This is a genomic window from Pseudomonas sp. AMR01 (genome assembly GCF_041946035.1).
In the GTDB taxonomy this organism is placed as follows: Bacteria; Pseudomonadota; Gammaproteobacteria; order Pseudomonadales; family Pseudomonadaceae; genus Aquipseudomonas; species Aquipseudomonas antarctica_B.
The window spans coordinates 61,507-75,623 of record NZ_JAUTYR010000010.1 but is presented as its reverse complement, the minus strand read 5'-3'; the positions used below and the strand labels follow the sequence as shown (position 1 = coordinate 75,623).

The following is a 14,117-nucleotide window of genomic DNA, read 5'->3' as shown; positions in this document are numbered from 1 at the left end:
GAGGGTTCATATATTGCTGGTCAGGCTCATCAGCGGCAGCATGATCGCGAGCATGATCACCGCCACCAGCACGGCCATGACCACGGTCAGCGACGGCACCAGGGCCGCGAGCATGCGGTCGATACCGCGTTTGGCTTCAACGTCGAACACATCGGCGACCTTGAGCAGCATGCTGTCGAGTTCACCGGCCTGTTCGCCGACTTCAATCATTTGCAGGGCCAGGTCGGGCAACAGCGGTTGGCTGCCGAACGCGCTGGCCAGGGTGCCGCCGCCCTTGACCGACTCGGCGGCCTGCGCGACCTGGGCCTGCAAGGCGCGGTTGGTGCAGACTTGGCGGGCGATCACCAACGCTTGCAGCAAGGCCACGCCATTGCTGAGCAAGGTGCCAAGGGTACGTGCCAATCGCGCCGCTTCAACTCGCTGCAACAGCGGGCCGATGATGCGAATGCCGAGCACGCGCCGGTCGTATTTTTCACGGTGCCTGGGGTTACGCAGGCGCGCGGCCAAGGCCCAGACCGTCACGATCAGCCCGGCCAACACCGCCAGCCCGTAGGCGCCGAGGAATTGGCCAAGGCCGAGAATGACTTCGGTGATCAGCGGGATCGGCACGCCAAGGTCTTTAAAAATCGGCACGAACTGAGGGACTACATACGCGAGCAACAAGGCCAGGGAGCCGAGTACGCCGACCACCAGAAACGCCGGGTAGATCAGCGCGTTGATCACTTCACCGCGCAGCAACTGGCTGCGCTCCAGGTAGTCGCTGAGCTGACGCAGGGTATTTTCCAGCGCGCCGCCTGCCTCGCCGGCGCGCACCATGCTCAGGTACAGCGGCGAGAACTGGCTGCCCTCCTCCTCCAGCGCGGCGGACAATGGCTTACCGGCCTTGACGTGTTCGCGGATGCGCTCGATCAGCGCGCGGGTGTGTGGCTGGCCGGGCTGCTTGAGCAGGATGTTCAACGAGCGCTCCAGCGGCTGGCCGGCGCCGAGCAGCGTGGCCAGTTGCTGAGTGAAACTGACCAGCGCCGCACCGTTCAACTGGCCGCGACCCAAGGCATTGCGCAAGCCCTGGCTGCCGGCGGGGTCAATCTGCAACAGCATCAGGCCGCGCTTGTGCAGCGCGGCGACGGCGGCGGCCTGATCCCTGGCTTCCAGGGTGCCGTTTTGGGTCACCCCCTGGCTGTCGAGGGCGCGGTATTTGAACAGGCTCATGCGCCGTCGCCCCGGGTCACGCGCAGCACTTCTTCCAGCGACGTCACGCCGGCCACGGCCTGGCGCAAACCCTCTTCATGCAAGGTGCGCAAGCCACCACGGCGTGCGGCCTGTTCGAGAGTGGCGGCGTCGGCCTGGCGCATCAGCAGGCCGCGCAGTTCTTCGTTCATTACCAGCAACTCGGTGATTGCACTGCGGCCGTGATAACCGCCGCCAGGGGCATCGGCGCGCGGTCGATAAAGCAGGATCGGGCGCTGGTCGGTGAAGCGATCCAGGCCGTGTTCGGCGATCAATTCGGGCGGTGCTTCAAAGGCTTCGCGCGTGGCCGGATCGAGGCGTCTGACCAAGCGCTGGGCCAGAATGCCGTTGACCGTTGAGGCGATCAGGTAACTCTCGACGCCCATGTCCAGCAGGCGCGTGATACTCGCTGCCGCGCTGTTGGTGTGCAGTGTCGACAGCACCAGGTGGCCGGTCAGCGAGGACTGGATGGCGATGCGGCAGGTTTCCAGGTCGCGGATTTCACCGATCATGATCACGTCCGGGTCCTGACGCACGATGGAGCGCAGCGCCCCGGCGAAATCCAGGCCGATGGCCGGCTTGACCTGGATCTGGTTGATCCCTTCCAGCTGGTATTCCACCGGATCTTCGACGGTGATGATCTTGCGCTCGGCAGTGTTGAGCCGCGACAGCGCGGTATACAGCGTGGTGGTTTTACCGGAGCCGGTGGGCCCGGTGACCAGCAGAATGCCGTGGGGCCGTTCCAGCACATCGAGAAACGCATCCAGACGCTCGCCGTCAAAACCCAGGCTTTGGAAATCGAACTGCACGGTTTGGCGGTCGAGCAAACGCATGACCACCGATTCGCCAAAACTGGTGGGCACCGTGGACACCCGCAAGTCCAGCTCCTTGCCCTGGATGCGCAGCATGATCCGCCCATCCTGGGGCAGACGGCGCTCGGCGATGTCCAGGCGCGCCATGATCTTCACCCGCGAGATCACCGCCGCCGAAGAGCTGGACGGCGGCGCTTCGGCTTCGTGCAGCACACCGTCGATGCGGTAACGCACCTGCAGCTGGTTTTCGAAGGGCTCGATATGGATATCCGACGCCCGGTTTTCCACGGCGCGTTGCAGGATCAAATTGACCAGGCGAATCACTGGCGCTTCGGAGGCCATGTCCTTCAGATGCTCGATGTCTTCCAGGGCGCCGCCCTGCTCGTCGAGGTTTTCGATCAGCGTGCCCATGGCCGAGCGGCCCTGGCCGTAGTAGCGCTCGATCAGGGTTTCGACTTCGTTGCGCGGGCCGATGGCCAACCAGATCGGCACATCGCAGGCATACGCCAGGGCCTGAAACGGGTACAGCTGCGCCGGGTTGGCCGCCAGCACGCGCAAGCCACCCTGGCTCCAGCCCACCGGAACCACTTGGTGTTGGCGCATGAAGCGTTCGGTCAATGCTGGCAGCGGGTCAAGCAGCGGTGGTGCGGCGTCGGCCAGCAGCAACGGCGCGCCGAGCAGGTCAGCCCAGGCGCGGGCCAGTTCAACTTCGGAGACCAACCCCAGTCGCGTCAGCAGGCCGAGCAATTCGGTGTCGTCGGACTCTTGCGACAAACGCCGGGCACGCTCCAGATCGACGGTTTTCAAACCGGCCTGCTGCATCAGCCACGCGCACACCTGTTCGGTGTCGGGGATGTGCATCTGGCAGGCGTCGATGGGCGTTAAGGGGCTGGACTGGGGCATGGGTAAAAATCTGAGGGGCCATTGTTAAAAAACCCGTTCGCGGCACACCTCGGGGCAAGGCGTGCCGGGAACAGGCGCATCCAACCTTAGTTGGACGTCTTGGGCGCCGTCGTCTGGCTGCTGCTCAGCGGGCGGCCACCCTTGGTGGTTTCGGCTTTCTGTTTTTTCGCCGCCTTGGCGTCGTGCGCCTGGGTCATCACGGTGGAATCGGCAGCGCCCGACGTCGCATCGGCGTCGGTGGATTCAGCAGCCATGGCTGCGCCACTCAATGCAACGCCCAACACGACACAAGCACCCATCAGGGAAATTTTCATCACAACAGTCTCCAATTTAAAAACAGCAGATAGCCCTAGTGGCGCCTTGAACTCGATCAAGACCCTACACCAAAGCGTTGGTTATTACAGCCCGCTTGAAACATGGCACTTTAGAACTACCGAGCAAAGCTACTAGTTCGCCACATCACAAAAATTATCTTAAACCAATCGACCAGTAGGTTTAGCGTTTGTTCCCGAACGTAAGAAAATATGTCTAATTTCACGCAAAAATTAGCTTTCGTTTGACATAGAAGCGCAAGAATTGCCTTAATTATGCGGTTTTTGCGATTCAAAATGCCATCAAGTGATGTCGCATAGACACTACTCACAATAACAATTCATATAATTATTACATTAATAAAACTGCGAAATTCGCCCAGTAGTTGCAATGAGCCATCGGCCAAATATTGCGATCTCGGCGAACTAATGCCTTTGAAAAAGTGACGAGCGTGCGCTGTAAAGCGCCGTTTCGATGCCATACGTTTACTAAAACAGTTGTCGGAGAGACTCATGAATAAACGCAAGATGATCGGTGCGCAGTCGGCGTTTGCCCTGCTGGCCCTGGCCGTATCCCAAGTGCATGCCGCCACCAACCCTGCCCTCGACGAAGGCCGGGTAAACCGCGCCGAAAAAGCCGCGGACAAGACCCTGGCCAAGATGACCATGGAAGAAAAGCTTGCCTACATCGGCGGCACCGGCGGCTGGGACGTCAAGCCACTGGCCCAATACGGCATCCCGCAAATTCATGGTGCTGACGGCGGCGTCGGCGTGCGTTACACCAGCGAAGGCAATGCACAAGGCGTAGTTTATCCGTCCGGCCCGAACCTGGCCGCCAGCTGGAACCCGCGTCGCGCCATCGACCTGGGCCGCGCGCTGGGCTACGACACCGCCAGCGGCGGTTATCAATTCGTCACCGGGCCAGGGGTGAACCTGTACCGCATGCCGTACAGCGGCCGTGCTTTCGAATACTTGTCCGGTGAAGACCCGTTCCTTGGCGCCAGCCTGGGCCCGGCGGTAATCAACGGTATTCAGTCGCGCGGGGTGTGGGCCAACGCCAAGCATTTCGCCGCCAATGATCAGGAAAGCAACCGCTTCCACCTCAACGAAACCATCAGCGAACGCGTGCTGCGCGAGATGACGTTGCCGCCTTTCGAGTCGGCTTCGAAGAACAGCAAAGTGGCGATGATGATGTGCTCGTTCCAGAAGGTGAACGGCGAGTTCGCCTGCCAGAACAAGCACCTGATGCGCGACATTCTGAAAACCGAATGGGGCTATCCGGGCTTTGTTCAGAGCGACTACAACGCAGTGGTCGACGGGTTGCCGGCGGCGCAGGCGGGTACCGACCTGGACATGATGGGCTACCAGATGAACAGCACCGTCCTCAAGCCGTTCCTGGACAGCGGCGAGCTGAGCAGCGCGACCATCGATGACAAGGTGCGCCGCATCCTCAAGCAGATCTACCTGTACAAGTTCGACAGCAAAGCACCGCTGACCAGCCACAACATGAACAGCGCCACCAGCAACCGCGTCGCGCTCAATGCTGCCCGCGAAGGCATCGTGCTGCTGAAAAACCAGAACAATGTGCTGCCGCTGGATGCCAAGAAGGTCAAGCGCATCGCCGTGGTCGGCACGCTGGCCAAGTACGCGCCACCGACCGGTTTCGGCAGCGCCAACGTGATGGCGGCCAACTACATCAGTGAGCTGAGCGGCCTGCAGCAATTGGCACCGGGTGCCAAGGTTGAGTTTATCGAGGGGCTGTCCCTGGACCCGTCCACTTCGAACTGGACCCATACCGATAGCAATGGCAACAGCGTCAAAGGTGTGAAGACCGAGTTCTTCAGCAACACCAACTGGTCCGGCGACCCGGCCGCCACGCGCACCGACAACCATGTCGACCTGGACTGGTCCACCGACAGCCTGCCGGTGAACGGCGATACCGCCGCCACCTCGATTCGCTACAGCGGCCAGATCACCCCGACCGTCAGCGGCGAACAGGTGTTCAAGGTCCGCGCCGACGGTGCCGTGCGTCTGTACGTGAATGGCCAGAAGGTGCTCGATAACGGTGACGGCAAGCCGCTGCCGAACAACAGCATTCCGCCGACCATTCCGGTGTTTGCCAAGGTCAACCTGGAAGCGGGCAAGCCGGTTGATATCAAGCTTGAATACTCGCGCCGCAACGGCTACCTGTCGACCATGGGCGGCCTGGTGGGCGTGCAGATGAGCTGGGCTTCGCTGGTTGCTCCACAGGACCTGGCGAACTACGACGCTGTGCTGGTGGCAGCCGGTAACAGCAACGAATACGAAGGCGAAGGCTTTGACCACAGCTTCGATTTGCCGGAATTCCAGAACCAGTTGATCCAGAGCATTGCCAAGGTCAACCCCAATACCGTGGTGACCCTGCACGGCGGCACCGGCCTGAAAATGAGCGACTGGATCGATCAGGTGCCGGCTGCATTGCATGCGTTCTACCCTGGGCAGAACGGCGGCCAGGCGTTGGCGGAGATCCTGCTGGGCAAGGTCAACCCGTCGGCCAAGCTGCCGATCAGTATCGAACGCAACATCGAAGACAACCCGATCTACGCGACTTTCCCGAAATTCGACAACCAGGAAACCCTGGCCGAAATGAGCTACAAGGACGACTTGTTCCTGGGCTATCGCGGTTATGAGAAAAAAGGCATCAAGCCGCTTTACCCATTCGGCTACGGCTTGTCGTACACCACCTTCGGTTACAGCAACATCAGCGTGAGCCCAGGGGTCGCAGTGGCCGGTGCACCGATCAAGGTCTCGTTCGACCTGGCCAACACTGGCAAGGTGGCGGGCGCTGAAGTCGCCGAGTTGTATGTGGGCCAGAACAACCCGAAAGTCGAACGCGCCATCAAGGAGCTCAAGGGCTACAAGAAGGTGTTCCTCAAGCCGGGCGAGAGCAAGCGTGTGACCATCGAACTCAACGATCGCTCGCTGGCTTACTACGACGTCAACAGCAAGCAATGGGTGGTGGACGCTGACAGCTTCAACCTGTCGGTGGGCGCGTCGTCTCAGGATATTCGCCTGAACGCCAAGCTGGTCAACCCGTTCCGCCAGGAACTATCGACCACCACCAGCAACCCGCTGCCGCGCTCGGCGCTGAAATCGACGTTGCGTGAGTCGACGGTCAAGACCGGCGGCGTGCTGCACCAGAACGAAGGTGACAGCGGCACCAGCGACGGTGACGGCTACGACACCACCGATGACAGCAGCCAGGGCAGTGCTGCGGGTAACTGATCCAAGGCAGTAGGAGACTGCTGTGTGTGTGGGGGCGGGGTTGCTCGCGAGGGCGGGGTTTCAGTCGATATCTTTATGGCTGACCCGCCGCTTTCGCGAGCAAGCCCGCTCCCACATTTGGATCTTCATACAGCAATTGCCTGGGTGTTTGGCCTCAGGCTCTGATCGCCGCATCGACCCGCGCGATGTAGGTGTCGAAACGCTCTACAAGGTCCACCTGCTCTGGAAAGCGCAGCCACTGGATCTGCAGGCCATCCATCATGGCCAGGATTTCCTCCACCAGCCCGGCGATATCCACGTCGCTGCGCACCTCCCCCGCCGCCACCAGGTCGGCAAACTGCGCGTACAGGCGCTGATGAATCCCCGCGTAGCGCGCCTGAAACCAGGACCATGCCGGGTGGGTATCGAGCAGGCTCTCTGCATTCAAAATAGTGAACGCGCGCACCACGCCAGGCGCGGTGGCATTTGAACGGTTGATCGCGCGCAGGCTGCCGAGCAACCCGGACAACGACTTCTCGGCGCGCACTTCATCGGCAATGCGTTGATTGACCTCGTCACGGCGCTGCAAAACGCCCATCAACAATGAAATCTTGCTCGGGAAATGATGCAGCACACCGGCCACCGAAATGCCGACGATTGCCGCGACTTTCGCCACCGACGCGCCGCTGTAGCCCTCCAGGGAAAACACCTGCAAAGCGGCGTCCAGCAGCTCCTCGCGACGTTTCTCACCCTTGGGGGCGCGGCGGGTTTTGGGTGAAGCGGGCGAATGCGATTCGGTCATGTTGCAGTCCATGCAGGTCAGGCCTGCACCCTATCCAAATTGACTGGGCGCCGCAAATAAAGCGCAGGTGCTCTCGCGCTCAATCAAGCTTCAAACGCTAGAGAAGCCCACTGAGGCGATTAATGTGAGCGCTGGCTTGCCTGCAATGAGCATAGGTATCTACACAACTTTTAGAGGCTGGCGAATCTCTCTGTGGCGAGCGGGCTTGCCCCGCGTTGGGCTGCGTAGCAGCCCCAGAACCGGCCACCCACATTTGAACGGTGTCAGGCGTGAGAGCGGGTGCTTTTTTCGACGATGCACATCGGCGTGCCGGACACGGGTTCATTGATGACCTGCACCTGCACATCAAATACCTGGCGCATCAGTTCGGCGCTGATCACCGCGGCGGGCGTGCCATCGGCAACCAGCTTGCCGCCGTGCATCACTGCCAGATGGTCGGCATACCGGCAGGCCTGGTTGATGTCGTGGAGCACGGTGATCACGGTCTTGCCTTCAGCGGCCAACTCGCCCATCAAGTCCATCAGTTCAACCTGATGGCTGATATCGAGGTAAGTGGTCGGCTCATCCAGCAACACCACCGGTGCATTCTGCGCCAACACCATGGCGAGCCAGGCGCGCTGACGTTGGCCGCCGGACAAGTCGGCCAACGCGCGATCAGCCAGGCTGTCCAGTTCCAGACGCTGCATCGCTTGCGCCACATGGCTCTGATCACTGCCGCTGAGGCGCCCCCACAGCGAGTTATGCGGGCTGCGGCCATAGGCAACCAACTGGCGCACGCTGACGCCCTCGGGCACCGGCAATACCTGGGGTAAAAACGCAATGTGCTGTGCCAATTGGCGTGCGGACAAGCTGGCGTAGGCTTGGCCATCCAGCGTCAGCTCACCCTTGGTTGGCTTGAGAATGCGCGCGAAGGCTTTGAGCAAAGTGGACTTGCCGCAACCATTCGGCCCGATCAACGCCGTGACCTTCCCCGCCGGTGGCGCAAACGAAAGCCCCTGCACGATGCGCGTGGTGCCGTAGCCGATATCGAGCTGCTGCGCGTGGAGAATACTCATGTGATCAGCCCTTGAACCGTGCCAGCAACCAAAGAAAATACGGCGCGCCAATCACCGCCGTGAGCACGCCTGCCGGGATTTCGCTGGGCGCGATCAGCGTGCGCCCGAGGGTGTCGGCCAGCACCAGCAATAACGCGCCAATCAGCATCGCCGCCGGTAACAGAAATGCGTGATGCCCGCCCACCAGCCGCCGCGCCATGTGCGGCGCGACCAGCCCGATAAAACCAATCGGTCCGATCACCCCCACCCCCAAACTGGTCAGCACCACCGCGCACGCCATCGCCAGCCAGCGCGTGCGGCTCAACGCAGTGCCGAGGCTGTGCGCCGCTTCATCGCCGAGGGCGATCAGGTTCAAAGGTTTGGCCAGGCACAGGCCCAGCGGGATCAGCACCAGAAACGGCAGCACCAGCGCAACATGGTGCCAATTGCGACTCCACAGGCTACCGGTCAGAGCGAGCAACGCGGTGTTGATATCCAGCGGGTGGGACAGGATCAAAAACTCGGTGACGCTCGACAAGGTCACCGCAATCGCCACGCCTGAAAGTGCAAAGCGCACCCCGGAAAAACTCACGCCAGTGTTGTACAGCGCCAGCAGCAAGGCGCCGCCGGCACCTCCCAGCAACGCCACCAGCGGCAGCCAGGCGATCGGCATGTGTGGCCAACTGATGATCGCAACCGTCAGCGCCAGACCGGCACCTTGGGTGACACCGAGGATTTCCGGCGAGGCCAGCGGGTTGCGGATCACACCCTGCACAATCGCCCCGGCGAGGCCGAACGCACAGCCGGCGAGGATCGCGATCAGGCTGCGCGGCAGGCGGTGGTTCCACACTTCAAAGTCGAGGGCATCATGGGCCAGCAAGCGTTCCAGCACAGTCGCCGGGTTGAGCCATAGAGTGCCGGCGCTGAGGCTGACAAAGGTCGCCGCCAGCAACAGGCCGAGCAGCAGCCACAGGCGCACGCGTGGCCGGATCATAGGGCGCGCCTGGCGAGAAAGAGGAAGAACGGTGCGCCGATCAGCGCGGTGACTACCCCCGCCGGGGTTTCCACCGGAAAGGCCACTGCGCGACTGAGCAAGTCGGCGCCCAATACGATCACCGCGCCCAATGCCGCGCTCAGCGGGATCAGCCAGCGGTAGTCGTTACCCAGAAACTGACGAATGATATTCGGCGCAATCAGCCCGACGAAACCGATGGGGCCGACCGCGCAGACACTCGCACCCACCAGCAGCAGGCTGGCGATAAACACCTGCAAGCGCAGGCTGGAGATGCCCACGCCCAGCGAACGCGCGGCGTCTTCGCCGAGGTTGATCAGGTTCAAGCGCGGCGCGCACCACAAGGCCCACAGGCCGCCGACGAGGGTGCACGGCCAGAGCAGTTGCACTTGCGCCGCACCGACGTTGGCCAACGAACCGGCCAACCAATTCAACACGCTTTGCGCCTGGGCCTCGACCAGAATCACCGTGAGCCGTGTCAACGCCGCGCACAACGCCGCGACGGCCACACCGGCCAGCACCAACCGACCCTGCGCGGCGGTCGGCGACCACGCGCCGCCCAGGCTGAACACCGTGACCCAGGCCAGCGCGCCGCCCACACAGGTCATCAACAGGGCACCGCCGGCAAAGGGTGGCGCCACCAACCCGGTCGAAAACAAGGCCAGCCCCAACGCCGCGCCCGCTGTCACGCCGAACAACGATGGCGACGCCAGACGGTTGCGCGTGATGCCTTGCATGAGCGCGCCGGCCAGGCCCAGGCAGGCGCCCACCAGCGCGGCGCACACGGCACGTGGCACGCGCAACTGAGCGACGATGTAGGCCATATTGCCGCCCACGCTGCCCTGATGGACCAGGCCATTCCACGCGTCCGCCGGGGTGATGGTGAATGGTGACCAGCTGTAGAGCGAGAGCCAGAACAACCCTGCGCCCAGCAGCACGATGCCCACGGCGGCGACACTGCGTTGCATGTTTATTGGCTCAGTACGGCTTTGCCGCCTTTGAGAATGGCCAGGGCGTCTTCGGCGATTTGCTCGGACGCGAGTACGCCACGGTTACGCGCCCAGCTGTCGCCATCGACTTCAGCGACGTGATGATTGCGCACCGCACCGAGCACTTGCCACAGCGGTTGTTTGCTCCAGGTGTCGACGATGCTGGGGCGACGGTAATGCCCGACCAGCAACCAACCCGGATCCAGCGCGAGCAGTTGCTCCAGGCTGACGAATTCGGTGGGGGCGGCCTTTGCGCGTACCGACGGCACCTTCAGGCCGATGGCTTCGAGCACACTACCGGCGTAGGAGTCGGGGCCGTGTACGGAAAAACTGTCTTCGCGGGCAACGCCGAACAGCACGCTGGCACCGGCGGGAATCTGCTGCGCAATCGCTTTCAGGTGTTCACGGTTCTGGGTGATGCGCGCTTCCATCTGCGGGCTTTTGCCGAGGGCTTTGCCGATCAATTCGGCGGATTTCAGGCTGCCCTGGTAATCCTCGCCGCGCGAAGGCAGCAGCAAGGTCGGCGCAATGCTCGCCAGGTCGCTGTACAGCGCCTGATGGCGGTTGAGGTCGGCAATGATCAGGTCGGGTTTGAGCCGCGCGATTTCCTCGATGCTGGGCTGCGAGCGCAGGCCGACGGATTTCCACTGGCCGATGGCTTGGCGCACACGGGGCAACACGCGGTTGGCGTCGCCATCATCGGCGGCGCCTACGGGCGTCACGTCAACAGCGGCCAGGCTGTCGAGAAAGGAAAACTCCAGCACCACCACGCGCTTGGGCGCATCCGGCAGATGCACCGCGTGCTGGCCGTCGTTGAGGTCGATGGGGGCGGCGCTTAATACGCTGGAAGACAACGCCAGGAGGCAGGCGGCAAGAGTCGGGATAGAGCGCAGCATTCGCATGAAGAGTACCTCGGCGTTAACACACCCCGGCTAGACAGGCTGGGGAAAACGGCGGGTACTATTCCATATCGGCGCGTCGCAATCAAAAAACATTCTTATTAACGCGATTTTTGGCGAGTATCGGACCCCTTTGTGGCGAGCGGGCTTGCCCCGCGTTGGGGCGCGAAGCGGCCCCACTGAAATCGCCGCGTCGTATCAGGTAAAACATGGCCTGAGGTTTTGGGGCCGCTTCGCAGCCCAACGCGGGGCAAGCCCGCTCGCCACAGGAATCAGGAATCAGAAATCGACTGTGGCGGACAGCAGATACGTACGCGGGGTCGAAAGGGTCAGGCCCGGCTCGCTGTCATCCGAAGCACCGGCCGAGCTCCAGTAGCGTTTATCGGCGACGTTCTCGACATTCGCGCGCAAGGTGATGTGTTTGTCATCCAGCTTGAAGGCGTAGCGCGCGCCCACATCGATGCGGTTCCACGCGTCAATTTGCTTGACGTTGGACTGGTCCAGGTACTGCGAGCTGGAATAGATGCCACGGCTGGTCAGGGTCAGCCCTTGCAGTGTGGGTACATCCCATTCAGCGCCGAGGTTGACGTTGTACTTGGGCGTGGCCGGTGCGCGGTTGCCGTCGAAGGTGCCGTTGGTGGTATGTGTCAGCTCACTGTCGATGACCATCACCCCACCCAGCAAACGAACACCCTTGAGCGGCTCGCCGAAAACACTGAGCTCTACGCCGTCGTTCTGGCGCTTGCCGTTGGGGCCAAACACGCGCGTCGTGGCGTTCGTCTCATAGGCTGGTTGTTTGATGCGAAACACTGCGGCGGTCACCGCGAAGGCGCCCGCATCGTACTTGGCGCCGACTTCAACCTGGCGGCTGACAAAGGGTGGAAAGATTTCATCTTCGTTGATCGACGTAGACGGCGCGATCTTGCCCTGGCTCAGGCCTTCCATGTAATTGGCGTACAGCGACAGTTTGTCGGTGGCCTTGAACAGGAGGCCGCCCGAGGGCGAGACTTTTTCTTCATCGTAGGCGGTGTCGCCTTTGACATTGTCGGTCCAGTCATCGACCTTCACCCGCTGCCAGCGTGCGCCGAGGGTCAGCAACAAGCGGTCGTCGAAAAAGCCCAGAGTGTCGGAGAGTGCCACGCCGCTGAAACGGTTTTCGGTGTAGACCCTGGAGTCCGTGCGCGTTGGCCGTGACGGCGTCGGCGTTTGCACGGGGTTGTACAGGTTGCTCGGCGCGGCGGCGTAGCGCGCGCCGCCGTTTTCGAAGTCCATGTAGAAATAGCTGGCCGCCAGGTTCAGCTCATGGCTGACCGGCCCAGTGTGGAACCAACTGCGCACACCCGCCGTGGCGGTGCGCACATTTTCGTCGCGGGTGAAATCCCGGGGCAGCACGCTGAAATTTCCGGCGTTATCTGTGACCGATACCGCATGACGCAGGAAGTCGTGGTTACTTTTACGCGCGCCCACGCCGCCGTAGAGCATCACGCTGTCGCTGAGGTCGAACTCGCCGTTGAGCGCGCCGAAGGTGTCGTTGGTGCTGGCTTTGCTCCAGGACTGCGCATAGTTGCGACGCACATCGTTGGCACTCGGCACCCTGGCATTGGGGCCGACCTGAACGCGCTCCTGCGGCGCGTCGGTGTCACGCTCGGTATGGCCGATATCGGTGGAGAGGCGCAAGCGCTCGCCGCGAAAATCCAGGCCAAGCACCGCCATTTCACGATCGACACTCTGGTGGTCACAGTCGGTATCCCCCGACTGTTTGACGCCGTTGAAGCGGATGCCGAATTTATTATCCTCACCAAAGCGCCGCCCCACATCCACCGCGCCACCGGCCTGGCTGCCCGAGGCCCAGGTGCCGGTAAACGAGTTGATGTCCTTGTCAGTGGCGCGCTTGGGCACCACGTTGATGCCGCCGCCCACGCTGCCGCGCGGCGAAATGCCATTGATCAACTGGCTCGGGCCTTTGACGATGTCGACGCGGTCGGCCATTTCCATGTCGATGGTGTAGGTGGGCAGCACGCCGTACAGGCCGTTATAGGCCACATCACTGTTGAACAGGCTGAAGCCGCGAATGGTGAATTGCTCATACCGTCCGCCGGCTGGGTTGGTGGCGCGTACCGACGGGTCGCTGGCAATCAAGTCACCGAGGGTGCGCGCTTGCTGGTTCTTGACCGCTGCCTCGGTGTAGGTGGTCATGCTGAACGGCGTTTCCATGAAGTCCCGGGAACCGAGCAGGCCCTGAGAGCCTCGCCGCGCGACTTGCCCACCGGCATAGGCATCGCCGTCAGCCACGGCAGTAGCACCGAGAATAGACGTCGGTGCCAGCTGCACACTTCCATCCTTCGGCGCGGGCACCAACATAAAGGCTTGCGCGCCAACCGGTTGCAATTGCAGACCCGAGCCCTGGAGCAAACGGGTGAAGCCCTCCTCCACGCCATATTCACCGGACAAACCACTGCTGCTGCGGCCACTGACCAGCGCAGGGTCCACGGACAGATTGACCCCTGCCAACCCGGCAAAGCGGGTCAAGGCTGCACTCAGGCTACCGGCCGGCACCTGATAACTGCGGCGGGCCGAGGCGTCTTCGGCATAGCTGACGGCGACGAATAACGGGCTGGCACTGAGGCTCAGCAGCAGGCTCAGGTTAAGCAACGGGCGCAAGCGCAAAGGTGGGACTGCGGGCATTGGAGGAAGCTCTCGATTTGTTCACTTGCCTGAAATGACAGGCGAGGTGAAAAAAGGGGACAGGCTTTCGCTAATTATTTTCATTCTGTGCCGGGCGAGGTGAGGGTTGCCGGTGTCGACGCAGTCGCGTCGGCGGCGACATTCGAGGCATATTTTCGACTTGCATAGCGTGCACCCATTGCTCAGGATGGCGACCTGAT

Annotated in this window: 10 protein-coding genes; 1 reads left to right on the top strand and 9 read right to left on the bottom strand. The window is 62.0% G+C overall.

Annotation, left to right across the window (positions count from 1 at the left end; genetic code table 11):
* Window positions 1–6: 6 nt before the first annotated feature.
* From gspF to Q7C20_RS11910, 3 genes are all read right to left on the bottom strand, one after another.
* Window positions 7–1,209, bottom strand: coding sequence for a type II secretion system inner membrane protein GspF (gene gspF, locus Q7C20_RS11920; protein ID WP_375067537.1), 1,203 nt, complete (start codon window positions 1,207–1,209; stop codon window positions 7–9).
* Complete coding sequence (gene gspE / locus Q7C20_RS11915) at window positions 1,206–2,942, bottom strand: type II secretion system ATPase GspE (RefSeq protein ID WP_375067535.1); 1,737 nt, start codon at window positions 2,940–2,942, stop codon at window positions 1,206–1,208. Before gspE ends, gspF begins: the two co-directional genes overlap by 4 nt.
* A gap of 86 nt (window positions 2,943–3,028) precedes the next feature.
* Entirely contained in the window at window positions 3,029–3,256 is a 228-nt protein-coding gene (locus Q7C20_RS11910) for a hypothetical protein (protein ID WP_375067533.1), read from the bottom strand.
* Between the two features lie 510 nt (window positions 3,257–3,766).
* On the opposite strand from Q7C20_RS11910, the gene Q7C20_RS11905 reads away from it, so the two are divergent.
* A complete protein-coding gene (locus Q7C20_RS11905; RefSeq protein WP_375067531.1) occupies window positions 3,767–6,517 on the top strand; it encodes a glycoside hydrolase family 3 C-terminal domain-containing protein in 2,751 nt (916 codons plus the stop codon).
* A gap of 154 nt (window positions 6,518–6,671) precedes the next feature.
* Here Q7C20_RS11905 and Q7C20_RS11900 read toward each other — a convergent pair whose 3' ends face one another.
* The 6 genes from Q7C20_RS11900 to Q7C20_RS11875 form a co-directional block, all read right to left on the bottom strand.
* Window positions 6,672–7,298, bottom strand: a complete 627-nt coding sequence (locus Q7C20_RS11900; protein ID WP_348057307.1) for a TetR/AcrR family transcriptional regulator — start codon at window positions 7,296–7,298, stop codon at window positions 6,672–6,674.
* Between the two features lie 263 nt (window positions 7,299–7,561).
* Window positions 7,562–8,353: a Fe(3+) dicitrate ABC transporter ATP-binding protein FecE gene (gene fecE, locus Q7C20_RS11895; protein WP_375067529.1), complete on the bottom strand. Its 792-nt coding sequence runs from the start codon at window positions 8,351–8,353 to the stop codon at window positions 7,562–7,564.
* Window positions 8,354–8,357: 4 nt separating this feature from the next.
* Window positions 8,358–9,326, bottom strand: coding sequence for an iron chelate uptake ABC transporter family permease subunit (locus Q7C20_RS11890; protein WP_375067527.1), 969 nt, complete (start codon window positions 9,324–9,326; stop codon window positions 8,358–8,360).
* Entirely contained in the window at window positions 9,323–10,312 is a 990-nt protein-coding gene (gene fecC, locus Q7C20_RS11885; protein WP_375067525.1) for an iron-dicitrate ABC transporter permease FecC, read from the bottom strand. The genes Q7C20_RS11890 and fecC overlap by 4 nt, the downstream gene beginning before the upstream one ends.
* Before the next feature lie 2 nt (window positions 10,313–10,314).
* Complete coding sequence (locus Q7C20_RS11880; protein WP_375067675.1) at window positions 10,315–11,229, bottom strand: Fe(3+) dicitrate ABC transporter substrate-binding protein; 915 nt, start codon at window positions 11,227–11,229, stop codon at window positions 10,315–10,317.
* A 282-nt stretch (window positions 11,230–11,511) separates the two neighbouring features.
* Window positions 11,512–13,917, bottom strand: a complete 2,406-nt coding sequence (locus Q7C20_RS11875) for a TonB-dependent siderophore receptor (RefSeq protein ID WP_375067523.1) — start codon at window positions 13,915–13,917, stop codon at window positions 11,512–11,514.
* Window positions 13,918–14,117: the final 200 nt, after the last annotated feature.

Coding starts and splice junctions, on each gene's coding strand:
- Q7C20_RS11905 (WP_375067531.1), top strand. CDS start 3,767: ATGAATAAACGCAAGATGATCGGTGCGCAGTCGGCGTTTGCCCTGCTG.
- Q7C20_RS11910 (WP_375067533.1), bottom strand. CDS start 3,256: ATGAAAATTTCCCTGATGGGTGCTTGTGTCGTGTTGGGCGTTGCATTG.
- fecC (WP_375067525.1), bottom strand. CDS start 10,312: ATGCAACGCAGTGTCGCCGCCGTGGGCATCGTGCTGCTGGGCGCAGGG.
- gspE (WP_375067535.1), bottom strand. CDS start 2,942: ATGCCCCAGTCCAGCCCCTTAACGCCCATCGACGCCTGCCAGATGCAC.
- Q7C20_RS11880 (WP_375067675.1), bottom strand. CDS start 11,229: ATGCTGCGCTCTATCCCGACTCTTGCCGCCTGCCTCCTGGCGTTGTCT.
- Q7C20_RS11890 (WP_375067527.1), bottom strand. CDS start 9,326: ATGATCCGGCCACGCGTGCGCCTGTGGCTGCTGCTCGGCCTGTTGCTG.
- Q7C20_RS11875 (WP_375067523.1), bottom strand. CDS start 13,917: ATGCCCGCAGTCCCACCTTTGCGCTTGCGCCCGTTGCTTAACCTGAGC.
- Q7C20_RS11900 (WP_348057307.1), bottom strand. CDS start 7,298: ATGACCGAATCGCATTCGCCCGCTTCACCCAAAACCCGCCGCGCCCCC.
- fecE (WP_375067529.1), bottom strand. CDS start 8,353: ATGAGTATTCTCCACGCGCAGCAGCTCGATATCGGCTACGGCACCACG.
- gspF (WP_375067537.1), bottom strand. CDS start 1,209: ATGAGCCTGTTCAAATACCGCGCCCTCGACAGCCAGGGGGTGACCCAA.